This window comes from Dyadobacter sp. SRI_021 (assembly GCF_057586235.1).
In genome coordinates, this window is the sequence record NZ_JBYCZM010000007.1 from 172577 (window position 1) to 196198 (window position 23622).

Below are 23622 nucleotides of genomic sequence, written 5' to 3' on the forward strand. Positions count from 1 at the left end.
TTAGGTTAAAACATAGTAAATGTAACATTTCATATCCAAATTTTATAGCAGAAAAGTTACATTAAGTAACCAAAATTTTAAAAACAGTTTCTTAATGTCACCGTAGAGTCGCAAAAGGATGGAAATGCTATTAAATGGATATTGCGCGTCTGAAATTTGGAAATATTCTAAGGATGGAATGGTAACCGTGGGGAAATAAAAAAGAGCTCATTGAAAAATGAGCTCTTCGATTACTGTTGGCCGACAAGGACTCGAACCCTGAATAAGACAACCAAAATGTCCTGTGTTACCATTACACCATCGGCCAAAACCGTAAACAGTGGTGCAAAAGTAATGGGAGCATCGTAACGTGTCAAGCTTTTTAGAAAAAAAATTAAATACTTTTTAGCTCAACGTTGCTAGCGATCTTTTTTACAAGGCCTTGCAAAACTTTGCCCGGTCCTGATTCTATAAAGATCTCTGCGCCGTCGGCCACCATTTGCTCCACAGACTGCGTCCATCTTACCGGAGCCGTGAGCTGCGAGATCAGATTTTCTTTAATAACGGCTACTTCGGTGGCTGGCTTTGCATTCACATTCTGGTAAACCGGGCAAATAGGCTGCTCGAACTGCGCCGCGTTGATGGCCGCTGCAAGTTCTTCACGGGCAGATTCCATCAACGGCGAGTGGAATGCACCTCCCACGGGGAGTACCAAAGCACGTTTTGCGCCCGCGGCCTTTAGAAGTTCGTTGGCGCGCTCTACACCTTCGATAGTTCCTGAAATCACCACTTGTCCCGGGCAGTTATAATTTGCCGGTACGACAATTTCATCTGTAATGCCAGCGCAGATTTCTTCGATCACATTGTCGGCAAGGCCGAGGATCGCAGCCATCGTCGACGGACGGATTTCACAGGCTTTCTGCATGGCTGCCGCACGTTTTGCCACGAGCGAGAGGCCGTCTTCGAAAGAAAGGGCTCCGGCTGCAACCAGGGCGGAGAATTCGCCAAGCGAGTGGCCCGCTACCATGTTCGGTGCGAAGTCAGGCGCGATTTTCGCCAGGATTACGGAGTGGATGAATATCGCCGGTTGGGTCACATTGGTTTGTTTCAGCTCCTCGTCGGTGCCTTCGAACATGATTTTCGTAATCTCAAAACCGAGGATTTCATTCGCTTTTTCAAAAAGTGCCTTGGCGGAATCGGAGCTTTGGTAAAGGTCCAGACCCATTCCTTTGAACTGCGAGCCCTGACCAGGGAAAACATATGCCGTTTTCATATGGATGATTTATGGTTATTCATGATGAAATAAAAAGCCCGGTAAAAAAACCGGGCTACAAAGGAAATACTTGAATGTGAAAGAAAAAAGGATCTACCGCAGCAGCTGCACCCATCCTTTCATGGTCACAGGTACGCTTTGTTTTTTAGAAGATTCGAAATAGATTTTTACTTCATAATAATACTGCCCAGCCGCGAGGTCTTTTCCGCCGTTGGTTTTACCGTCCCAGTTGATGTTGACATCCCTGGTAGAATACACCTGCGCACCCCAGCGGTTGTAGGCCTTGAATTCCAGTGATTGGACAAATGCGGGGCATTCCAGGGGCTGGAAAGTATCGTTTTTGTTGTCGCCATTGGGCGTAAATACGTTTGGCAGCACAAACATCGGGCAGTTATCGCGGCAGACGGTGTTGCTTGGCGCACTTTCGCTTCCGAACCGGTTGACGGCCGTCACATAATAGCATCCTGCAAACGAAGTGAGCCCTGTATGGTCGAAGCTGGTTTGCAGGGGTGAAGGCGGGGTGGTTACGGTGGCGATCAATGCCGGTGTATCGCCCTCATATCTTGCATAATAAATCCTGTAAGCAGTCACGAGCGGGTCGCATTCCTTTCCACCCACTTGGGCAGGGTATTCCCATGTGAGATGATTTGTAAATCCGGAAGGGGTACAAAAAGCTTCGGGATGTGCCCTGAGCGAATCGCAATTAAGCGGGTCGAGGGTGAGCACCGGCGGACATGGCTTGGTGGTATCCGAGGATGATACACAGAGTATCTGCGAGAAGTTATAAAGGAGTGATGGTTTGATCTGGCTGTTATTATAGGAACCGACAGTTTCTACCTTATAACAATAGGTAGAGTCCTTCACGATGGTCACATTCACGGTTCCATCGGTGGCATATTTATCGGTACCGTCATCGACATAGGTAAATGTCTGTGGTCCCTTCACAGCTACTTCATAAATGCGGTTGAAAGTACCCGGTTTCGTCTTATCCTCCCGGTAGACCCGGTGCACGCGGTTTGCATTATCCCAGGGTACGAGCGCAGTCCATTTCAGTCCTACCTGATTGGGTTGTGCAGCAGCCTGTTCGAGCCTAACCGAGCTGGCGGTTTCGGTTTCGTCGAACTTGGTAAGCTGGCCGTTTACCGTGGTATAATATTCGAGTTTGTAGTTGTAGGCATTGGCCTCAGTATTCAATCCTTTATCGACGAAAAGGGTGTCGGCCGCTCCCGGTGTGAGGTTGGTGTTGATGTCGGCGATTTTAGTGAAAGCAGTGCCATTTTGTCCGGTGGCCCTGTACAGGCGGTACTGGGCGGGTAGCCCGGCTGCAGTAGCAGGTCTGATCCATTTGACGGTGATCTGTCCTCTGGTGGTGCTGGTGGAATCGACTGTCACATTGGTGATCACCGGCATGGCCAATGGGAGGTTGAGGCAATACTCGGCGGAAGCAAGGCTTTCCCCCCCGCCGATCAGGTAACCGGGGTCTGTGGGGCTGGCGCCTGGCCTCGGGAACATGGCCACGATGCGATAGGAGTAGGAAACACCGGGACGGAGTCCTTCGCCGCCGTTGTTGTCCAGGAAGGTGGTCTGGTTAATGTCCACCCTTCCTATTTCCTCATAACCTGAGCCGGCGGGAATGCCTGGGCTACACACATCTTCTTGCAGGTCGGTACATTTTTCCGCCCTGTAAACAGCGATTTTGGCACCAGCGACCTGGCATTTATAGGCATCCCAGTTGAGGCGGTAAGCGGTTCCGGTAGGGTCGGAAACGGCTGTGCCCCTCAATCCGGTCGGTTTCGGCCCGTAGACCTTAATGTTCACCGTGGTCATATCAACAAGTTTCCGGAACAGAGACGGGTTGGGAACGTTCGGACCCGGTGCGTCTTCCACTTTAAAAAGCACGTCGTAAGCTTCCAGGCGGATATGGGCGCAGGAGGTTTGCCAAGTGAACAAACCGTTGACAGTACCCTGAGCGCCTTGATTGGCAACTGTAAACTTCGCAACGGCCGGGGGAATCAGAGATGCTTCATAAACACCGCCCGACGATGTGAGCGTGAGTTTATCACCATTCTTGTCGGTAGCTGTCACAGGTTGGTTAATCAATGTACCGGCCTCGACGCAAATATCGGGTATCGGCTTAATTACCGGCCGGTCGTTGCGGGCGTCCTCAACGATGATCTGCATGTCGCGGACGATCTCGCCTATAAGTGAGCCGTCGCGCCATTCTTCCACGACAAATGCGACATTATAATATCCTTTCGTGACAGGCGCATCCCAGATAAGGTCGCCGGTGATCCTGTTAATGCTGAAAGTGGCAGGTGATGCGCCAGCTTCCGTAGATCCGGGAGGCGTTACCATATTAGGGTCCTTGTATTGCAAATTGATCCCCGAGCCTTTTACACCGCTTCTTTGGGGTACAAACATCCGATAGGCAAGGCTATCGCCATCGGCATCGAATGCGCCGGGGTTGTGAATGTAGCGCTGTCCTACCGCCGCCACGTCGATCGGCGCATTGAGCAGGACGGGCGTCTGGTTCTTTCCGAAGTTGGAATTGATTTCCAGGATCGTGCTCACGTAGAAGTTCAGGTTCTGCGTCGGCGGAGGGCCGATGTTGAGCACGTTGTTGTTCCGGTTGTCCTCTTCGAAGGAAATACGGTACTTCCCGGCACTGCGGAACGTGTAGTTGATAATGTAAGTGTTCTGCGTTGTGTTGTTTCCAATGTTTGGGATTGGTTGCATACGAGGCGCTTCTATTACATCAACTTGGGTATTGTCACCGACTTTAACAGGTCCGATAGTGAAAAACACCGAATTCTGCGCATTAGCGGCTCCCTCACCGTTCTGCATGTCAAAATAGGCGGTAAGCTTTATCTCGTAAGTATGGATTTGTGAGCCGGCGGGAGTAAGCCTGCGGGCAGTAATCTCACCCGCGCGTATGTGTGTAGCCATGGCTTGGAAGCCATTACACAGCAAAGCCAGGAAGAATAAGTATAATGGGATTCGTAAAACAGAGCGCATAAATCTGTGTCGAGCTAATAATGATAGGGAGGTAATGGCGGTGCCATTTCTCCTGTCAGGTACGTTAAATCAACGAAAATTCGGGTAAAAATGTGTGCTTTGAGAATGAATATAATGTGTCGGTTTGTAAACATACAAAACAACTTTATAAATCATATACGAATTGTAACAAAGTCCCAACGCAGCACAAATAGCGCTCTGATGTGATTTTGTATCGCTATCTCAGCAATTGTACCCAGCCTTTCATGCTGGTCTCTGTGCCTTGTTTTTTAGAAGATTCGAAATAGATTTTTACTTCATAATAATACTGCCCGGCTGCGAGGTCTTTTCCGCCGTTGGTTTTACCGTCCCAGTTGATGTTGACATCCCTGGTGGAGTACACCTGCGCACCCCAGCGGTTGTAAGCCTTGAATTCCAGTGATTGGACAAATGCGGGGCATTCCAGGGGCTGGAAAGTATCGTTTTTGTTGTCGCCATTGGGTGTAAATACGTTTGGCAGCACAAACATCGGGCAGTTATCGCGGCAGACGGTGTTGCTTGGCGCACTTTCGCTTCCGAACCGGTTGACGGCCGTCACATAATAGCATCCTGCAAATGAAGTGAGCCCTGTATGGTCGAAGCTGGTTTGCAGGGGTGAAGGCGGGGTGGTTACGGTGGCGATCAATGCCGGTGTATCGCCCTCATATCTTGCATAATAAATCCTGTAAGCAGTCACGAGCGGGTCGCATTCCTTTCCACCCACTTGGGCAGGGTATTCCCATGTGAGATGATTTGTAAATCCGGAAGGGGTACAAAAAGCTTCGGGATGTGCCCTGAGCGAATCGCAATTAAGCGGGTCGAGGGTGAGCACCGGCGGACATGGCTTGGTGGTATCCGAGGATGATACACAGAGTATCTGCGAGAAGTTATAAAGGAGTGATGGTTTGATCTGGCTGTTATTATAGGAACCGACAGTTTCTACCTTATAACAATAGGTAGAGTCCTTCACGATGGTCACATTCACGGTTCCATCGGTGGCATATTTATCGGTACCGTCATCGACATAGGTAAATGTCTGTGGTCCCTTCACAGCTACTTCATAAATGCGGTTGAAAGTACCCGGTTTCGTCTTATCCTCCCGGTAGACCCGGTGCACGCGGTTTGCATTATCCCAGGGTACGAGCGCGGTCCATTTCAGTCCTACCTGGTTGGGTTGTGCGGCAGCCTGTTCGAGCCTGACCGAGCTGGCGGTTTCGGTTTCGTCGAACTTGGTAAGCTGGCCGTTTACCGTGGTATAATATTCGAGTTTGTAGTTGTAGGCATTGGCCTCAGTATTCAATCCTTTGTCGACGAAAAGGGTGTCGGCCGCTCCTGGTGTGAGGTTGGTGTTGATGTCGGCGATTTTGGTGAAAACAGTACCATTCTGTCCGGTAGCCCTGTACAGGCGGTACTGAGCGGGTAGTCCGGTTGCAGTAGCAGGTCTGATCCATTTGACGGTGATCTGCCCTCTGGTGGTGCTGGTGGAATCAACCGTCACATTGGTAATGACCGGCATGGCCAATGGGAGGTTGAGGCAATACTCGGCGGAAGCAAGGCTTTCCCCCCCGCCGATCAGGTAACCGGGGTCTGTGGGGCTGGCGCCTGGCCTTGGGAACAGGGCCACGATGCGGTAGGAATAGGAAACACCCGGACGGAGTCCTTCGCCGCCATTGTTGTCCAGGAATGTGGTCTGGTTAATATCGACCCTTCCGATTTCTTCATAACCCGAGCCGGCAGGAATGCCCGGACTACACACATCTTCTTGAAGGTCAGTACATTTTTCAGCGCGGTAGATAGCAATTTTAGCGCCTGTGACCTGGCATTTATAAGCATCCCAGTTGAGACGGTAAGCGGTTCCGGTAGGATCGGACACGGCTGTGCCCCTCAATCCCGTAGGTTTCGGTCCGTAGACCCGGATATTAAATGACGTCATGTCGGTGAGCTTCCTGAATAGCGAGGGATTTGGGTAAGTGGGAGGCGGGCCGTCTTCAACCTTGAACAGCACGCCGTAAGGGCCCATCCGGATATGGTCACAGGATGTCTGCCACAAGAATGTCCCGGTTACGCTGCCCTGAGCACCTTGATTGGCCACAGTGAAAGTGGCCAGCGGAGGTTTGACTAATGTAGCATCATACGTACCGCTTGCGGATGTTAGCGTCAGCTTGTCACCGTTTTTATCGGTCGCTACGACCTTTTGGTTAATCAGCGTTCCTGCTTCGACGCAAATATCCTTCAACGGGGTCAAAACAGGCCGGTCGTTTCGGGCGTCCTCGACGATAATCTGCATATCGCGGACGATTTGCCCGATAAGCGTTCCGTCGCGCCATTCTTCCACCACAAATGCCACGTTATAATAGCCTTTGGTCACAGGTGCGTCCCATATCAGATCGCCGGTAACACGGTTCAGACTGAATGTTGCCGGAGAAGCCCCGGTCTCGGTTTGGCCGGGTGGGGTTGTCAGGTTAGGGTCATTGTATATGAGGTTCACGCCCATGCCATCAGTTCCTCTTTGCTGGGGGACATACATCCGGTAAGAAATGCTGTCGCCGTCGGCGTCGAATGCCGCAGGGTTGTGAATATAACGCTGGCCCACAGCAGCGATGTCGATAGGAGCGTTGCGGAGAATGGGCGTCCTGTTCAGGCCAAAAGCGGCGTTAATTTCCAGCGTGGTGCTAACGTAAAAGTTGAGGCTTTTGGTTGGCTTCGGCCCGATATTCAGTACATTTTCATTGCGAGCATCCGCTTCGGCGGAGATGCGGTAGGCGCCCACCGATCGAAACGTGTAAATGGCTATATAAACGTTTTGAGTGGTATTGTTGCCAATATCGACGATGGGAAGAATCCTGGGTGCTTCAACAAATTGAGGTTCCCCAGTGCCCTTCACGTTATTGATGGTGAAAATGACCTTATGCTGCGCGTCGGCTGCTCCTTTTCCGCTAATTATATCGAAATAGCCCGTCAGTTTGATTTCGTAGGTAGGCGATGTGAGCGAGAGCCTTCTCGCCGTGATCTCCCCCGCCCGAAAGTGTGTGGCAAAAGCCTGGCCGAATGGCACTGTCAGCATCAGGAAAACAACCAAAATCCGGAAAAATAGAGGCTTGGGCATGGGTAGGTTCGTTGATCGTTTGGCTATGTACCAACTCAACGAAACACATGTTTGAAAATGTGTGCTATTCGGTTACAAAATAGTTGGAAAGAATGCCCTGAGCCCTTCGGAATGAGGGGCTTGCTTTTTTAAAGACTAATCAGTCTAAATAATTCTTAATAATGATTATAAATAAACAGGGCGATTTGCAAAAATGAAAGGGATTCTTTGCCTCGCTAACGTTTGTGATATACCTTTGAAAGGTTCTAAATATACCTCATTTTTTTGCACTAAAACCATTCGTTTTTGATTATGTCGTGGTTTTCACAAACGTTAACGAGCTCTATCGGTAAAAAACTTCTGATGGCTCTTACCGGACTTTTTCTGATTAGCTTTCTGGTTGTTCATGCCACCATCAATGCAATGATTTTTTATAATGATGGCGGAGAGACTTTCTCCCATTGGGGGCATTTCATGGGTACCAACCCGATTATACGTACGCTTGAAATAGGCCTTATTGCGGGCTTCATCATCCATATTGTTGATGGTTTGATGCTCTGGAAAAGTAACCGTGACGCCCGTCCGGTAAAGTATGCTGTCAACAACGCAGCAGCGAACAGCACCTGGTACTCACGCAGCATGGGCTTGCTCGGGACATTGCTTCTGATTTTCCTTGTGATCCACACCTCGCATTTCTGGATTCCTAACCGTTCCAACCAGTTTGCCACAGGCGAAGAACTGAACCTCTATCAGATGATGCTCGAAACATTCCAGAACCCGGTTGTGGTACTGATTTATGTACTCGGTTGCATTTCGCTTTTCTGGCATTTGCTCCACGGTTTCAAAAGTGCATTCCAATCGTTGGGTCTAAACCACGTGAAATACAATGGTGCGATCTCATTCATAGGAACTGCATTTTCCATCATCGTGCCGATCCTCTTCGCATTAATGCCGATCTCGATCTACCTCGGCTGGGTGAAGTAATCCCGATAGCGTCTCATTTCTAAATTTTCGATTAAATAATATTTGATATATGGCAACTTCATCTCGTCTGGATGCCAAAATACCACAAGGACCACTCGAAAGTAAATGGAGCAAATACCGCTCGTCCGTTCCGCTTGTCAACCCTGCGAACAAACGTAATCTCGAGATCATTGTCGTAGGGACCGGACTTGCCGGTGCTTCTGCCGCTGCTACGCTCGCCGAGCTCGGTTATAAAGTAAAAGCATTCTGTTTCCAGGATTCTCCACGCCGTGCGCACTCTATTGCCGCACAAGGAGGGATCAATGCAGCAAAAAACTACCAGAATGACGGTGACTCGGTTTACCGTCTTTTTTATGATACCATCAAAGGTGGTGACTACCGTGCGCGTGAGGCGAACGTACACCGCCTTGCCGAAGTTTCGGGGAACATTATCGACCAATGCGTAGCGGCGGGTGTGCCTTTCGCGCGTGAATACGGCGGTTTGCTTTCCAACCGTTCATTCGGTGGAACGCAGGTGCAGCGTACCTTCTACGCAGCGGGCCAAACTGGCCAGCAGCTGTTGCTCGGAGCCTATTCAGGTTTGCAACGCCAGGTAGGTATGGGTACTGTAAAAATGTACAACCGCCACGAAATGCTCGACGTCGTGAATATCGATGGCAAATGCCGCGGTATCATCGCACGTAACCTGATCACAGGCGAGATCGAAAGACATGGTGGCCACGCGGTACTGCTTTGTACAGGTGGTTATGGAAATGTGTTTTACCTTTCTACCAATGCCATGGGCAGCAACGTGACCGCGGCATGGAAGGCTCACAAACGCGGTGCATTCTTCGGTAACCCTTGCTTTACCCAAATTCACCCTACGTGTATTCCCGTTTCGGGCGAGCACCAGTCGAAACTCACACTGATGTCGGAGTCGCTACGTAACGATGGACGTATCTGGGTCCCCAAGAAAAAGGACGATAACCGCCCGGGTAACGAAATTCCCGAAGACGAGCGTGATTACTACCTCGAACGCCGTTACCCTGCATTCGGTAACCTCGTACCGCGTGACATTGCTTCCCGTGCAGCGAAAGAGCGTTGTGACGCCGGTTACGGGGTGGGAGCCTCCAAATTGGCCGTTTACCTAGATTTCGCCGCGGCGGTTGAGCGTTACGGACGTGCGGAAGCCAACAAGAACAATATCCACAATGCCTCCGATGCGGATATCATCACCTGGGGTAAGGCAGTTGTGAAAGAAAAATATGGTAACCTCTTCGATATGTATAAGCAAATCACGGGTGAAGATCCGTACGAAGTGCCTATGCGTATTTATCCTGCGGTGCACTACACCATGGGCGGGCTTTGGGTTGACTACAACCTGATGACCACCGTTCCGGGCTTGTACTCGCTGGGAGAGGCCAACTTCTCCGACCACGGTGCCAACCGCCTCGGTGCTTCGGCATTGATGCAGGGGCTGGCCGATGGTTATTTCGTGATCCCTTACACCATCGGTGCTTACCTGGCGAGCGAAATCCGTACCGGAAAAATCTCTACCGACCACGAAGCATTCGTGAAAGCGGAAGCAGAGGTGAAAGAGCGCATCGACACGCTGCTGCGCATTCAGGGTAAAACTTCTCCCGAGCTTTTCCACCGCCGTTTGGGTAAGATCATGTGGGAAAAATGTGGTATGGCGCGTAATGCACAGGGCTTGAAAGAGGCGATCGAAGAAATCCGTCAGTTGAGAAAAGACTTCTGGTCGGATGTGAAAGTAATGGGTACTGCCAACTACTTCAACCCTGAACTCGACAAAGCGAACCGTGTTGCAGACTTTATCGAACTGGGCGAGCTGATGTGTATCGACGCTCTGAACCGCAATGAATCATGCGGTGGCCACTTCCGGGAAGAATACCAGACCGAAGAAGGCGAAGCATTGCGCGACGACGAAAACTATATGTACGTATCGGCCTGGGAACACAAGGGACCTGAGCAATGGGAGCTTCACAAAGAGGAACTCGTTTACGAAAACATTAAAATCGCTCAACGCAGCTACAAATAAGAAACCTCCGGTGGCAGGATTTATGCCACGCTAAAAAGTTGTATCAGAAATAAAGAATATAGGTATGGAAGGAAATATGAGGTTGTCTCTGAAAGTGTGGAGACAAAGCAATAAAGACGCAGCGGGAGGTTTCGAAGACTACAAGCTGGACAACGTTTCCCCCGATATGTCATTTCTTGAAATGTTCGATGTCCTCAATGAGCAGCTCATCGAAGAAGGAAAGGAACCTGTTGCATTCGACCACGACTGTCGCGAAGGCATTTGCGGGATGTGTTCGATGTATATCAATGGCCGTCCGCACGGGCCTCTGCGTGGGGTAACTACCTGCCAGCTGCACATGCGTTCGTTCAAAGACGGTGATACCATCGTGGTAGAGCCCTGGAGAGCACAGGCATTCCCGGTGATCAAGGACCTCGTGGTAGACCGTGACGCATTCGACCGCGTGATCTCTGCCGGTGGTTTCATTTCTGTCAACACGGGTAATGCGCAGGATGCTAACTCGCTTCCAATTGCGAAAGAGGCAGCGGACGACGCATTTGCAGCGGCGGCTTGCATCGGTTGCGGCGCTTGCGTAGCAGCTTGTAAAAATGCCTCTGCTATGCTTTTTGTATCTGCCAAAATCTCCCAGCTGGCATTGTTGCCGCAAGGACAGGCGGAACGCAGCATCCGCGCCGAGAAAATGGTCGCTCAAATGGACGCAGAAGGCTTCGGAGCCTGCACCAACACCGGTGCCTGCTCGGCAGAATGCCCCAAAGAAATCAGCCTCGAAAACATCGCCCGCATGAACCGTGAGTACATCGGCGCGAAGTTCTCTTCTTCGGCGGTTTAAAATATATTCAATGCAAAGCGCAGGGCAGTCGGATTTCCGGCTGCCCTGTTTTGTTTTTGAGAGGCATGGCCTGGATCTGTTAGTGTTTCAAAATGTTTATATTGCATTAGGTAAGGAAACAACAACATGGATACGATAGAATTGAGATACAAGCCCCTGCGTCTTGACGACGATGAATTCTATGAATTTTGCAGGGAGAATGATCAACTCAAAATAGAGAGGGATAGCGAGGGAACGATCTATATTATGTCGAATACCGGCGGAGTTACTGGAATGTTGAACTCGATCATTAACTATTGGTTGATGCATTGGCACCTTGCTGCGAATTTGGGATTTGTGTTCGATTCTTCTACCGCTTTTCGCCTACCCAATACTTCCGTCAGATCCCCAGACGTTGCATGGGTTTCAGCAGAACGGTGGGCGCGTTTGACTAAGGCGGAAAAAGTAAAATTCCCGCCAGTATGTCCTGATTTCGTGATAGAACTACTCTCGACAAATGATGATTTGAAAACAATTCAAAGGAAAGTGGAAACGGAATGGATTGGAAATGGTTGTAAGCTGGCCTGGCTCATTGATCCGTTTGAGGAAATGGTTTTCGTTTATCGAGCTAATGCGGATGTTGAGATTTTAAATGGTTTTAATCAGCAATTATCAGGAGAAAATGTGCTGCCAGGGTTTCAATTCGATTTGAATAAGCTGAAAATTTCATATTAATTTTACATTAAAAGAGCGAAGCAGACGATCCTCGGATCGTCTGCTTCGCTCTTTTATACAATTCAGGAAATACTACTTCTTCTTGGTAGTATCAGCCGGAGCGGCTGCTTTGCCTGAGTTTTTATATTCTTTGTTCAAACCGTCGATGATCTTCTGGGTCACGTCCAGGGATGGGTTTGCGAACAGAATGCCACCGCCCAGGGAGTAGCCGAGTACGTATTCGAACTGGTTTTCCTTGTTATATTTCTCGATGTAGGCACGGATGTTCTTATAAAGCTCTTCGTTCTTTTTAGCCTCTTCCTGGCCCAGTGCTTGCGCCGACTGATCGCGGTAAGCCATCAGATCCTGCTGCTTTTTCATGAGTTGAGCCTCGGTAGAACGAGCTTGCTCGGGAGTCATGGTAGCGGCGCGTTGCTGGAAGAAAGCTACTTCATTTTGCAGTGAGCGTCCTTTGGTGGTCAGCTCGTTTTCAAGCTGGAAATTCTTGTTTTCAAGCTCTTTTCTGGTATCCTTGAAGAAATCGTAGTTTTTCAGAAGTGAATCCACCTGAACGTAAACAGTGCGGCGGCCTGCCACTACTGCACCATCTGCAGCTGCGCCGGTGTCTGACGATTTGCTTGAAAAATGAAGGAAGAATAACACCGCCACAGCAAGCGAAAGGACGACGTTCCAGATCAATGAAGTATTGTTGTTCACGTTTTTAAGGTTTATTGTTTTTGAACGAGCCGCAAAGATAATGATTTGTGTTTAAGTACAATGAATAAGGCCGGGGCGAGCGCTTTACGAAATAGGACCGGACACAGGTACAGGACGCCTTCGGAAGATCTGCCGTACCCAATATCCGGACAGCCCCGAAAAACTGCCCACAAGACCCCCTACAAGAGCCGTCACCAGCAAAAGGAGGATGCCATTCGGCAACATGAATATCTTCGCAACCCGGTCGGAGAGGGCGCCGTCGGAGATGAAATGCTGATAGTACCCGTAAAGCAGCCAGGGGACGGCAATGCCGCCGAAACCCGCCCAGAATGAGCCGGAAGGCCTGGATGGGCGCCATAGCACGATTACGAAAGGAACAATGGCGATTATCCACCATGGAGCGAATATTTGTAACAATGCCGAAAGAACGGCTATGATGAGGAAGTTCATAAGCTAACGTTTTTGCAATACAAGACTCGACGCCAGATGCGGCACTTTCTGATCGGGCGACGTGAGGAATATCAACTCATTGAGCTCTCCCTTCTCCCATTTTTTTAACAGATTAAGATAATAGGGACTGCCCGGATTGCCCGATTGACCTCCCGGATAAATACCGTAAGCGCGCGGTGTAGGTCCGAGTTCGACCACCATACGCCACGACGGCCCTTTACGTTTCGTCATCGCATTCACAATGCTGCTGCCGCCACCCGTCACCAATGGAGGCGCGTTGAATGGCTTGATGCTACGGCTCAAATGTCTTATTTCAGCTTCTTTCACTTTCGACCATTGCCATTCGGGACTCATTGTGCCTCTACGGGCAGTAAGCGTGTCTAGTGATGCATTAAAGCTCTGGTAAACTATGTCGGGTAAGGTCTCCTTTTGAGGCGTGTTCACATTATCGAACCACTTTTCATTCGGCTGCTTCAAGATGAGGTACAATGTCCGGTCACGGGAGGGATATTCCATCGGAGCTTCGGAGGAAGCGAAATCGTCGTTCCAGATGGCCTGGCCCAGCAATGGGTACCAGGTTTCAAAGATCGACGCTGCAATGGATTCCGGGGAATTTTGGTAGTTCCAGTTCGAGAGCAGGATATGGGCTGCCTTTTGTTTGGGTGTTAATGAACGGGTCTCAAGAATGCTGAGCAACCTGGGCAGTAATGTACGTGCCAACACGCTGAAATTGTCATTTTGCAACATCCGGAGGCTGTCGGCATTGGCGTTGGTCATGGCTTGCAGGCGCTCGTTGATACGGATTCCCCGCTCGGAAGGCGCAAAACTCCAGTTGATATAATAAGGATAAGTGGTATCGGCAGACGACTGGTTGGCACTGCTTACAAAGTTTCTAGGCGGATTTTTTACGAACGGGTTCTGTTCGGCAGGTATCCAGCCGTGCCAGTCGTCAGCGGGTGAGGAGCCATCCAGCAGGAATTTGCCTTGTTCCTTATATTTCAACGGAATTTTCCCATTCACGGTAATGGCAATATTTTTTTCATTGTCTGCAAATACGAAGTTTTGTGCGGGGCCAACATAATGCGTCAAAGCCTTGCGATAATCGTCGTAAGTTTTGGCCTTATTGAGCTCGTAAAAGGTAATAAAGCTGTTCCCGGGCTCATGTCCGATCCATTTGATGGCAAGGTTGGGCAGATCCCCAAAGGTGCCGTCCGAATCGGTCACAGGTCCGTGATGGGTATAAATGATCTGCTCCCGGTAAGGTTTCAATTGGCCTTTTACGTGGATAATCTCCTCGCGTTTATGTGTAGGCTTCCATTGATTATCATGCCAATAGAAGTTCCGGTATTCATTTTTGAATTTGATTTTATACAAATCGAAAACATCGGCATCCACGTTGGTAACGCCCCATGCGACTCGTTCGTTGAAACCGATGATCACACTCGGAATACCCGGCAGTGAGACACCGTACACATTCATGTCCGGAGAATGCAGTTGCACCTGGTACCAGATCGACGGCAGGGATAGTTCCAGGTGTGGGTCGTTGGCGAGGATAGGATAGCCGGTAATGGATTTTTCGGCACCTATCGCCCAGTTGTTACTGCCGATTCCCTCTTCTTTGGGCCCCCTGGGAGGCAATGTGGTTAGAGATTTCGAGGACAGCAGGATGCTGTCGCCCGGTACCATTGGCGGAACAGCTTTTGGAATGGGAAGTTTAGGGAAATCCCAGGGAGTTCCGGAGGGGATAATCGGGCTTTCCTGCAACATGGGGTAGTCGGGAAAAAGCTGTGCGATGGTTTCCCGGCCGTACTTTTTCAACGCATTGGTCATGGCAAGCTCGTTGGAGCGCCCCGCGAGCGTGAGCGTCATCTGTTCGAGCATGTACATGGTGTTAATCGGCTTCCAGGGCTCCGGTTTGTATCCTAATAGTTTAAATTCAATAGGATAATCTTTCGGAGCGAGTTGCCGGATAAATGCATTGACACCCGCTGTGTAGCCGAGCAATGCCTCCCTCGACCGGGGATCGGTCATCGCCACTTTCAGGTTAGCCTCCGCGCCATAACCCATTCCCAGCCTGCGGCTCTGCTGGTCCAGAGAAAGTGTAGCGGGGCCAAGTATTTCCGAAAGCCGACCCGCCGCGGCGCGGGTTTGCAAATCCATTTGCCACAGCCGGTCTTTGGCGGTAATGTAGCCCTGCGCGTAAAAAAGGTCGAAGTCGTTTTTAGCAAAAATGTGCGGAACGCCCGAGTCGTCGAAACGGATCGTTACCTCGTCGCGCAGGCTGTCGAGTTGCAGGGTTACGCGTGTTTTGGGATCGATCACTTCCTCGCTGTTTTGCCATAGCCCGCAAAAAGGGCTCAGGAACGGCCCCAACGCGGGTGCAGGCGCCCACGGCTTATCCAGCACATACACGAGCCCGGCAGTGATTGCGATAAACAGAATTGCCTTTACGAACTTCATATAGAGGATGTTGGTGTGCTTTTATTGGAAAAAGGCATTATTCCGAAACGGCCTGCACCATGGCCTCGATCAGTTCGAGATCGGAGTACATGACCGACTTCTCATCCGGAATTTCGCCAGCCATGGAAATACCCTCGGGAAAGAATTTCTGCCGTGCTGGCCGGAATTTTTTAGCAGTTAAATGCAATGCATGCACGCCGGCAGCTTTGAGCTCGGCTGCATTGTTATGGTTTACCCCGCCGCCTGCCATAATCTCGATTTTACCATCGGCCTCTCTCGCGAGCTGACCGAGCAGTTCGACCGCCTGAATGGCCGAAGGTTTTTGACCGGAAGTAAGAATACGCTCCGCCCCGGTGGCGATAACATCCTTCAATGCCTTCATCGGATCGGGCGTGAGATCGAATGCACGGTGGAACGTTACTTTTAATGGTGCCGCGTAATCGACGAGGGCCTTGGTACGTGCCACGTCCACGTTACCATCGGGCGTGAGAATGCCCAGTACTACGCCATTAGCACCCAGTTTTTTGGCCAGATCGATGTCTTTCCGCATGATTTCTTCTTCAAAAAAATCATAAACGAAATCCCCGCCACGCGGTCGTATCATCACATATAGCTGAATATCAACGTTTTTTCTTACGATTTCGATCAGTCCGGCGCTAGGCGTAGTACCGCCTTCTCCGAGCCCGCCGCATAGTTCAATCCTGCCCGCTCCGCCGGCCTGCGCATTGATACAGGATTCCAGCGAGTAAGCGCAAATTTCAATGGTCATAATAGGATATTTGTAATGGTGAGGGAAATTAAGGGTTTTTCAGGGAGAGGGGAAATGTGGGGGGACAAACTTTGCATCGTGAGCAAAAAAATCCTTCATTTGATATAAAAACCTTACACACACATGATACCATTAGAGCAAATCAAAAGTGGGCTTCGTCCCATTAAATCAGAAGCGACTTACAGGGAATACTTGGGGATAATCGACGAGTTGGTAGATTGTGCTGAAAATAGTCCGGAGGAAGAGGTGCTCGAATTGGTGTCGATTCTGGTAGAGAATTACGAAGCAAAGCATTATCCGATCGAGGCACCCGATCCGTTGGAAGCGATCAAGATCAGAATGGAGGAGCAGGGCTTGAAGCGGAAAGACATGATAGACTATTTCGGCAGTGCCAGCAGGGTATCGGAAGTGCTCAACAAAAAGCGTCCGCTAACCCTCGAAATGATCCGCAAAATTCACAAGGGGCTAGGGATTTCAGCAGAGACTTTATTAGCGTTGTGAGTTTTAATTTGTTGATATTCAATTGTTTGTTAGTCCCCGGAAAATAAAATCTGCAACCAGGCAATTATTTTTCTTTTTTTTTGCTTTAAGCTTTTAAAAGATAGCAAATTTTTTACTTTTGCAGAAAAGTAAAGTAACCATTAATAGGCGAAAATATTATGTACTGGACTCTCGAACTCGCATCGTACCTTGAAGATGCTCCCTGGCCAGCTACCAAAGACGAGCTAATTGACTTTGCAATCAGAACAGGCGCTCCGTTAGAAGTAGTTGAAAACCTTCAGGAGCTTGAAGATGATGGGCAGCCTTATGAAAGCATTGAAGAGATTTGGCCCGACTATCCTACGAAAGACGATTTCTTTTTCAACGAAGACGAATACTAAATGCGAACGGCACTCTATCGGTGCCGTTTTTTTTATGATATATAGCCCGCTTTTTTACGTGACTCGCTCTCCATAGTTTTTTAAATCTGACAAAAGGAATGTAAATTGTTAGCGTTAACAAATGAGGAGGACGAGGTAAGTTACCGAAAGTGATTTAGTCATAACTCATAATTTATCCATTCCAACCCGATGGAGCTTCGATTGTTGAAAGAGCTGGTTAAGAAAGGTGAGGGGGAACATCTGGAATTCAAACTGAAGTCCAATCATCCCGAAAAGATCGTCCGCGAAGTGGTTGCTTTCGCAAATTCAGGTGGCGGTAAGCTGCTGGTCGGAGTGGGTGACGACAGGACCATCAAGGGCCTTAAAGATGCCGATGAGGATGAATACACGCTCTCTCGTGCCATCGACAAGTACATTTTCCCCAAAATCAGTTTCAAAAAAGAACGCGTGGCGATCACGCCCGACCGCGATGTGCTCGTGCTCACAATCCCGCGCAGTGTGGATAAGCCGCATTATGTGGTGGACGACACGGGTGCGCGCCAGGCGTACATCCGCGTGGAGGACAAATCCATCCAGGCCAGCCGCGAAATGAAGGAAATCATGCGCCGGGGCCGTGGTGAGCGCGACGTCAGTTTTCAATATGGCGAAAAAGAAGAAAAGCTGATGAAACTGCTCGATGAAAAGGAATCGGTGACGGTGGACCTGTTCGCGACGGTGGCCGGCATTCCCCGCAAAATCGCTTCCAATACCCTGGTGGTAATGGTGCTGGCGCGGATCCTGGAAGTGCATCCGCACGAAATGATCGACAAATTTACTATGTCGATGGCTTATCAGTCGAGCTAGTTTTGGGCCCACCGTAAACTTGCGAACGGTAAATGCTCGTGTGACCTGACAGGAGATACGAGACCACGCAGGCTATCGCCACAAAAACGCCGCATTCGCTTCCGAATAGTTCGATGCCCATCAATATGCAGGCAAGCGGAGTGTTGGTAGCGCCTGCAAACACGGCAACGAAGCCCATTCCGGCGAGTAATCCCGTCGGAAGCGGGATAAAGTAAGATAATGCATTGCCCAGCGTAGCGCCGATGAAGAACAGTGGTGTCACTTCGCCTCCTTTAAATCCCGCGCTAAGCGTTATGATGGTGAAAATGATTTTTAATGCAAAATCATACGGAGCCAGCTGTATTATAAACGACTCCACGATCACCGGGATCCCCAAGCCGATATAACGTGTACCGATCAGCCATACGCCAGCAGAAACGATTAATCCGCCCACCACAGGTCGGAGCGGCGGATAAGCGATATGTTGTTTGAATTGCTGGGTGCAAAAATGAATGGTTTTGCTGAAAACGGCCGCTATGATGCCGAATGCAATACCGGCCACGATCGCGTAGATAATGTTGGCAAAGGACATTTCGGGAATAAGCGGAATGTGGTAATGCGTATGCTTTACTTGCCATGAGTCGGTGACGAGACTTGCGATGATCGCGGAAGCGAATGCGGGAAAAATAGCGTCGTATTTAAGCCGGCCTATTAAAAATACCTCCAACCCGAAAATGGCCCCGGCCAGTGGCGTACCGAAAACCGACCCAAACCCGGCACTGATAGCCGAGATAAGCAGGATTTTGCGATCATAGGCATTCAGCCTGCATAATTTGCTGAATTGCTCACCAATGGCCCCGGCCATCTGCAACGCCGTGCCTTCACGACCGGCTGATCCACCGAACAAATGCGTGGTAACCGTCCCCAGCAGCACAAAAGGCGCCATTCTGAAACGGATGAATTCCTTTGGGTCGTGAATCGTCTCAATGAGCAGGTTATTTCCCCGCTCGACTTCCTTACCGAAATAGTGATAAAGCAGACCGATCGCAAAGCCTGCGACAGGCAGCAACCAGATGATCCAGCCGTTCGTTTCGCGTGTTTGGGTGGCCCAATCCAACGAAACGAGGAAAAGAGCAGACGATGAACCGATTAATGCGCCGGTTATAGAGCAAATGACCAGCCATTTTGCAATGTATAATGTAGACGGAAACCGTTTGTTGAAGCGGGTAAACGGACTTAGAAATGACTGCGAGTTGCCGGATGACTTTTGATTGGACATAGTAATACCTGGTGATAATGAGCAATTTTCGTTATACCAGGCGCCATCAGCTTTTTAGGGCGGTTAAGTAGGAAGACACCATTTCCTTTCTGCAAAACTAGCAAAAATCTTTTCCTGCAAAAATAAATCGCCAACACCCGCAGGCATTGACGATTTGGAATAGCTTGAATTCCGGTGATCAGAATGGCAGATCGTCCGATTCGTCTTCGGTGAAGGTGGTCACCGGAGGCAGTGGGGCGCCCCCTGCATTGCCGCCGTAGTTGTTGGCTCCTGCTTTCTCAACTTTCCATGCGCGGACCTCAGTATACCATCGGGAGTTGTACTCGCGGCTTTCAATATCGATGGAAGCGGTTACCGAGTCGTTCACTTGCAGATTGGCCTGGTCAATTTTGTCGCCCCAAAGTGAGATACACACTTTTTTAGGGTATTGAGAAGGTATTTCAAGGATGAACTCCTGCTTGCGCCACATTCCGTTTTTTCCCTGGCCGGTAACTTCCGGCAGCAATGAAATGACTGTTCCTGATACTTCCATTGATAATATGTTTTTTTAGTGTCGTTTCAAAAATGGTTCCAAAAGTAAGGTTTTTGACCGTTGATTGCAACGCTGTTTGCTAATCGGTGCCGATCGCCTGGTCGAGGTCGGCGATAAGATCTTCTACATCCTCGATACCCACGCTGAGGCGTATCAATGTGTCTTTCAGGCCTATTTTCAGTCGCTCCTCGCGTGGCATGCCTGCATGGGACATGCTCGCGGGGTGTGTACAAAGCGATTCCACACCGCCAAGCGATTCGCCCAAAGCGAATACCTCCATTCGTTCCATGGTACGCACGGCTTTTTCATAGCTATCATCTTTTAACTCGAAGGATACAACGCCGCCAAAACCTCGCATTTGCTTTGCGGCCAGTTCATGCCCGGGATGGTCGGGCAGGCCGGGGTAATAGACCTTTCCTACGTTGGGGTGCGAGGCGAGCCAGACGGCCACTTGTCCGGCGTTCTCGCAATGACGCTGCATTCTTATATGTAGTGTTTTAATTCCTCTCAATACCAAAAAGCAATCCTGAGGACCCGGTACTGCACCGGTAGCATTTTGGATGAATTTCAACTGGCTGGCCAGTTCGTCATTGCTCGTGACCAATGCGCCCATTACCGTGTCGGAATGCCCGCCGAGGTATTTCGTGACCGAATGCATGACTATATCCGCACCGAGATCGAGCGGGTTTTGCAGATAGGGTGATGCGAACGTGTTATCTACGCAGGTTAGTACATTCCGTTCTTTGCAAATGCGCGCGATTTGTTCGATATCAATGATTTTCAGCAGCGGGTTGGTGGGAGTTTCCCACCAGACGAGCTTCGTGTTTTCAGACAATAGCCGATCGATTTGCCCTACTTCTTCAATATCCACAAACTTGAAAACAAGTCCCATCGGCTCGAAAATGCGTTTCATGAGGCGGTAGGTCCCGCCGTAGATGTCGCTCGGAGCGATGATCTCGTGGCCTGGCTTGAAAAGTTTCAGAACCGCGTCCGTAGCTGCGAGGCCGGAGGCATAGCAAATGCCGTGTTTGCCGTTTTCGAGGGCTGCCAATGCCTTTTGCAATGCGGTGCGCGTGGGGTTGCTGCTGCGGGCGTACTCGTAGCCTTTATGCTTTCCGGGGCTTTCCTGGACGTAGGTGGACGTCTGGTAGATCGGCGTCATAATAGCGCCGGTGCTCGGGTCCGGCTCCACGCCGGCGTGTATGGCTTTGGTTGCGAATTTCATTTTTTAGCGGTTATGGTTGCCACGAAGGCACGAAGGAGCACGAAAAAATCTTAGTGATAATTCGTGCTTTCGTGGCGTCAAAATAATAATGCAGAAAAGCAAGTTCATAAAAACCTTTTGTCAAAACAACTGGTTATCCAATTAGAAAAGTTAAGCAGATTAGCCTTGGAAACGTCTACACCAAAAAGATTCTCACTTCCGGTCGTCGTAAGTATATTAATGACGATCGTGCCATTGGTGACGACCTCTGTGATAACGGCGTGGGCTATCAATCATGAAAAAATTCTCCGCGAATTGCCAATCGAATGGTGGCTGGGGGTAACTGTTCTGCTCACGCTGGCTTCTTCCGCAGCACTCACACCTCCAACATTTCTGGCATTGGTGTACGGTTACTTCCTCGGCTGGGCCTCGCTGCCGATGCTTTTTGTGCTGAACATCGGCGCGATATCCATTATTTATGTATCCGCGCATTTCCTGCATGCCGCCTCTGTAAGAAGTTACCTCATTCAGGTTTATCCGCAGGTTGGAACGCTGCTGCGGCGGTTTTATAAAAATGAGTTAAGACTGATCTTTTTTGCCAAACTATCTCCCGTACTGCCATTTGCCATTACCAACCTGTTTTTTGCTATGGCTGGTGCCCGTTTCAAACAAGTGCTTACTGGCGGAACCCTGGGCATGATTCCCCGGACCGTATTGGCCGTTTGGGCAGGTAAAGAGGCACAGGACATCCGGTATTTGCTGGAACATCCGAATGAAGGATTGGCTACCAAAATCGTGCTCATCGCATTGATTATCATTTCGACCGTCGGCATCGGTTATTTCTTCAAAGACAAGAGTATGGTAGAATCATAAGCGCGGAATTTACAAATTCATAACACGCTTTGATAATATCGTACAATAAATGGCTACAAACTGCCACAAAAGCATCAACTTCATCCTGTTTCTTTGTGGTAAAGTTATAAATACCCGAAAAGTAGAATGAAATCCTTACCTTTTGTTGACCTCGCCATAGTGATTGCCTACCTCGCGGGAATGGTGGCAGTAGGGATTTATTTTTCGAGAAAGAATACCAATGCCGAACAGTTTACCAAAGCGTCGGGGCGTATTCCCGGCTGGGCGATCGGTATTTCTATTTATGCGACGTTTTTGAGCAGTAATACGTTTCTCGGTGTGCCGGGTAAGGCGTTCGGAAGCAACTGGAGTTCCTTTGTTTTCAGCTTGTCGATGCCATTGGCCGCCTGGGTTGCAACGAAGTTTTTTATTCCTTTTTACAGAAGTACCGGCGAAGTGTCAGCCTATACCCACCTCGAACATCGCTTCGGGCCATGGGCGCGTACTTATGCCGTGATTTGCTTTCTGCTCACGCAGCTCGCCCGCATGGGATCGATTTTCTTCGGAATTGCATTGAGTTTGCAGGCGCTGACGGGCTACCCGATGTCCACCATCATGGTTGTCGTGGGGATTTGTATTGTGCTGTACACAGTAATGGGCGGTATGGAGGCGGTGATCTGGACTGAAGTGGTGCAGGGAGTGATCAAAACCATTGGTGCGCTGGTGATACTTTACCTAGTCGTTTCAGGGGTTTCGGGTGGATTACCCAGCATTATCGAGATCGGAAAGGCTGAGGACAAATTCAGCTTGGGTACGCTGGCACCGGATTTTACTACGGCCTCGTTCTGGGTGATATTGCTGTACGGGTTTTTCATGAACCTGAACAATTTCGGAATGGACCAGAACTACGTGCAGCGGTACCATACCACATCCTCGGCGAAAGAGGCTGCCGGTTCGGTTTGGCTTTGTGTGTATCTCTACGTGCCCGTGTCGCTGATATTCTTCCTGCTGGGAACCTGTCTATTTGCCTATTACCAGGGAAATCCCGAGCTGTTGCAAACCATTAAAATGCAGGTAGCGGCGGAAAAACTACCGGGTGGGACTTCGGACGCAATTGCAAGTTTGGCTGCGACGCTCACACCGGCCGACTATGGTGATAAAGTGATGCCGCATTTCATGGTTACCAAGGTGCCGGTGGGTTTGCTGGGATTGATCATCGCCGCGATCATGTCAGCTGCCATGAGTACGATCAGTTCGGGAATGAATGCTTCGGCGACGGTTTTCTCCGTGGATATTTACCAAAAATATATCAAATCCGACCTCACATCGCAGCAATCACTGCGCCTGCTCTACATTGCCACCACCGCTTTCGGCCTGCTGGGAATGGTGACGGGCATTGCGATGATCGGTGTGAAAAGTGTCCTGGACGTGTGGTGGATGCTTTCAGGGATTTTTGCAGGCGGAATGCTCGGGTTGTTCCTGCTGGGGATTATTTCAAAAAGTACAAAGAATACGGAGGCGCTTACGGCAACAATTATCGGGATCGTGGTCATTATATGGATGACATTCTCGACCCAGCTTCCTGACACCTATTCCTATTTGAGAAACCCGCTCCACCAGAACATGATCATGGTGGTCGGAACACTGACGATCTTTTTGGCCGGAGTGCTGCTTACCAGGTTGAAAGGTAAGCAACCGGTTGAAAAAGAGGTGCTTTTGCACAGCAAGTAATCGCAGGGCCG

At 49.7% G+C, this 23622-nt stretch carries 19 protein-coding genes, 1 tRNA gene and 1 riboswitch; of the genes, 9 read left to right on the forward strand and 11 right to left on the reverse strand.

Annotated features, from left to right (window positions below):
• Positions 1–236: 236 nt before the first annotated feature.
• From AC2YIT_RS22130 to AC2YIT_RS22145, 4 genes are all read right to left on the reverse strand, one after another.
• Positions 237–307: transfer RNA gene (locus tag AC2YIT_RS22130), tRNA-Gln, on the reverse strand.
• A 66-nt stretch (positions 308–373) separates the two neighbouring features.
• Positions 374–1252 (reverse strand): ACP S-malonyltransferase, encoded by an 879-nt coding sequence (gene fabD, locus AC2YIT_RS22135; protein WP_487280630.1) that lies wholly within the window; start codon positions 1250–1252, stop codon positions 374–376.
• A gap of 93 nt (positions 1253–1345) precedes the next feature.
• Complete coding sequence (locus AC2YIT_RS22140) at positions 1346–4198, reverse strand: T9SS type B sorting domain-containing protein (RefSeq protein ID WP_487280631.1); 2853 nt, start codon at positions 4196–4198, stop codon at positions 1346–1348.
• A 286-nt stretch (positions 4199–4484) separates the two neighbouring features.
• Positions 4485–7391, reverse strand: a complete 2907-nt coding sequence (locus AC2YIT_RS22145) for a T9SS type B sorting domain-containing protein (protein WP_487280632.1) — start codon at positions 7389–7391, stop codon at positions 4485–4487.
• A gap of 291 nt (positions 7392–7682) precedes the next feature.
• On the opposite strand from AC2YIT_RS22145, the gene AC2YIT_RS22150 reads away from it, so the two are divergent.
• From AC2YIT_RS22150 to AC2YIT_RS22165, 4 genes are all read left to right on the forward strand, one after another.
• Positions 7683–8354 (forward strand): succinate dehydrogenase cytochrome b subunit, encoded by a 672-nt coding sequence (locus tag AC2YIT_RS22150; RefSeq protein ID WP_430843814.1) that lies wholly within the window; start codon positions 7683–7685, stop codon positions 8352–8354.
• A gap of 49 nt (positions 8355–8403) precedes the next feature.
• Positions 8404–10392: a fumarate reductase/succinate dehydrogenase flavoprotein subunit gene (locus AC2YIT_RS22155; RefSeq protein WP_430843815.1), complete on the forward strand. Its 1989-nt coding sequence runs from the start codon at positions 8404–8406 to the stop codon at positions 10390–10392.
• A 76-nt stretch (positions 10393–10468) separates the two neighbouring features.
• Positions 10469–11221, forward strand: a complete 753-nt coding sequence (locus tag AC2YIT_RS22160) for a succinate dehydrogenase/fumarate reductase iron-sulfur subunit (RefSeq protein ID WP_430845342.1) — start codon at positions 10469–10471, stop codon at positions 11219–11221.
• 126 nt (positions 11222–11347) lie between these two features.
• Positions 11348–11935 (forward strand): Uma2 family endonuclease, encoded by a 588-nt coding sequence (locus tag AC2YIT_RS22165; protein ID WP_487280633.1) that lies wholly within the window; start codon positions 11348–11350, stop codon positions 11933–11935.
• Positions 11936–12007: 72 nt separating this feature from the next.
• On the opposite strand, the gene AC2YIT_RS22170 is transcribed toward AC2YIT_RS22165, so the two are convergent.
• From AC2YIT_RS22170 to AC2YIT_RS22185, 4 genes are all read right to left on the reverse strand, one after another.
• Positions 12008–12631 (reverse strand): OmpH/Skp family outer membrane protein, encoded by a 624-nt coding sequence (locus AC2YIT_RS22170; RefSeq protein ID WP_430843817.1) that lies wholly within the window; start codon positions 12629–12631, stop codon positions 12008–12010.
• Between the two features lie 84 nt (positions 12632–12715).
• Positions 12716–13081 (reverse strand): hypothetical protein, encoded by a 366-nt coding sequence (locus tag AC2YIT_RS22175; RefSeq protein ID WP_487280634.1) that lies wholly within the window; start codon positions 13079–13081, stop codon positions 12716–12718.
• Between the two features lie 3 nt (positions 13082–13084).
• The gene (locus tag AC2YIT_RS22180) at positions 13085–15541 is read right to left on the reverse strand and encodes a penicillin acylase family protein (protein ID WP_487280635.1); all 2457 of its coding nucleotides are present in this window, start codon (positions 15539–15541) and stop codon (positions 13085–13087) included.
• Between the two features lie 37 nt (positions 15542–15578).
• A complete protein-coding gene (locus AC2YIT_RS22185; protein WP_487280636.1) occupies positions 15579–16310 on the reverse strand; it encodes a copper homeostasis protein CutC in 732 nt (243 codons plus the stop codon).
• A gap of 123 nt (positions 16311–16433) precedes the next feature.
• Here AC2YIT_RS22185 and AC2YIT_RS22190 point away from each other — a divergent pair, with 123 nt between their 5' ends.
• The 3 genes from AC2YIT_RS22190 to AC2YIT_RS22200 all read left to right on the forward strand — a co-directional run bounded on the left by AC2YIT_RS22190 (position 16434) and on the right by AC2YIT_RS22200 (position 18034).
• Positions 16434–16811, forward strand: coding sequence for a helix-turn-helix domain-containing protein (locus AC2YIT_RS22190; RefSeq protein WP_487280637.1), 378 nt, complete (start codon positions 16434–16436; stop codon positions 16809–16811).
• A 158-nt stretch (positions 16812–16969) separates the two neighbouring features.
• Positions 16970–17191, forward strand: a complete 222-nt coding sequence (locus AC2YIT_RS22195; RefSeq protein WP_013927448.1) for a DUF2795 domain-containing protein — start codon at positions 16970–16972, stop codon at positions 17189–17191.
• A gap of 189 nt (positions 17192–17380) precedes the next feature.
• Positions 17381–18034 (forward strand): AlbA family DNA-binding domain-containing protein, encoded by a 654-nt coding sequence (locus tag AC2YIT_RS22200; protein ID WP_430843822.1) that lies wholly within the window; start codon positions 17381–17383, stop codon positions 18032–18034.
• Here the strand turns inward: AC2YIT_RS22200 and AC2YIT_RS22205 are convergent.
• The 3 genes from AC2YIT_RS22205 to AC2YIT_RS22215 all read right to left on the reverse strand — a co-directional run bounded on the left by AC2YIT_RS22205 (position 18006) and on the right by AC2YIT_RS22215 (position 21049).
• A complete protein-coding gene (locus AC2YIT_RS22205; RefSeq protein ID WP_487280638.1) occupies positions 18006–19292 on the reverse strand; it encodes a voltage-gated chloride channel family protein in 1287 nt (428 codons plus the stop codon). The two genes, AC2YIT_RS22200 and AC2YIT_RS22205, sit on opposite strands and share 29 nt — an antisense overlap.
• Positions 19293–19322: 30 nt before the next feature.
• Positions 19323–19387: riboswitch (Fluoride riboswitch) on the reverse strand.
• Between the two features lie 83 nt (positions 19388–19470).
• Positions 19471–19824 carry a DUF3127 domain-containing protein gene (locus AC2YIT_RS22210; RefSeq protein WP_430843824.1) on the reverse strand — a complete coding sequence of 118 codons (354 nt, stop codon included), beginning with the start codon at positions 19822–19824 and terminating at the stop codon, positions 19471–19473.
• A 79-nt stretch (positions 19825–19903) separates the two neighbouring features.
• Entirely contained in the window at positions 19904–21049 is a 1146-nt protein-coding gene (locus tag AC2YIT_RS22215) for a cystathionine gamma-synthase (RefSeq protein ID WP_487280639.1), read from the reverse strand.
• Positions 21050–21214: 165 nt separating this feature from the next.
• Here AC2YIT_RS22215 and AC2YIT_RS22220 point away from each other — a divergent pair, with 165 nt between their 5' ends.
• Both AC2YIT_RS22220 and AC2YIT_RS22225 read left to right on the forward strand, forming a co-directional pair.
• Positions 21215–21901 carry a TVP38/TMEM64 family protein gene (locus AC2YIT_RS22220; protein WP_430843826.1) on the forward strand — a complete coding sequence of 229 codons (687 nt, stop codon included), beginning with the start codon at positions 21215–21217 and terminating at the stop codon, positions 21899–21901.
• A gap of 126 nt (positions 21902–22027) precedes the next feature.
• A complete protein-coding gene (locus tag AC2YIT_RS22225; RefSeq protein ID WP_430843827.1) occupies positions 22028–23611 on the forward strand; it encodes a sodium:solute symporter family protein in 1584 nt (527 codons plus the stop codon).
• Positions 23612–23622: the final 11 nt, after the last annotated feature.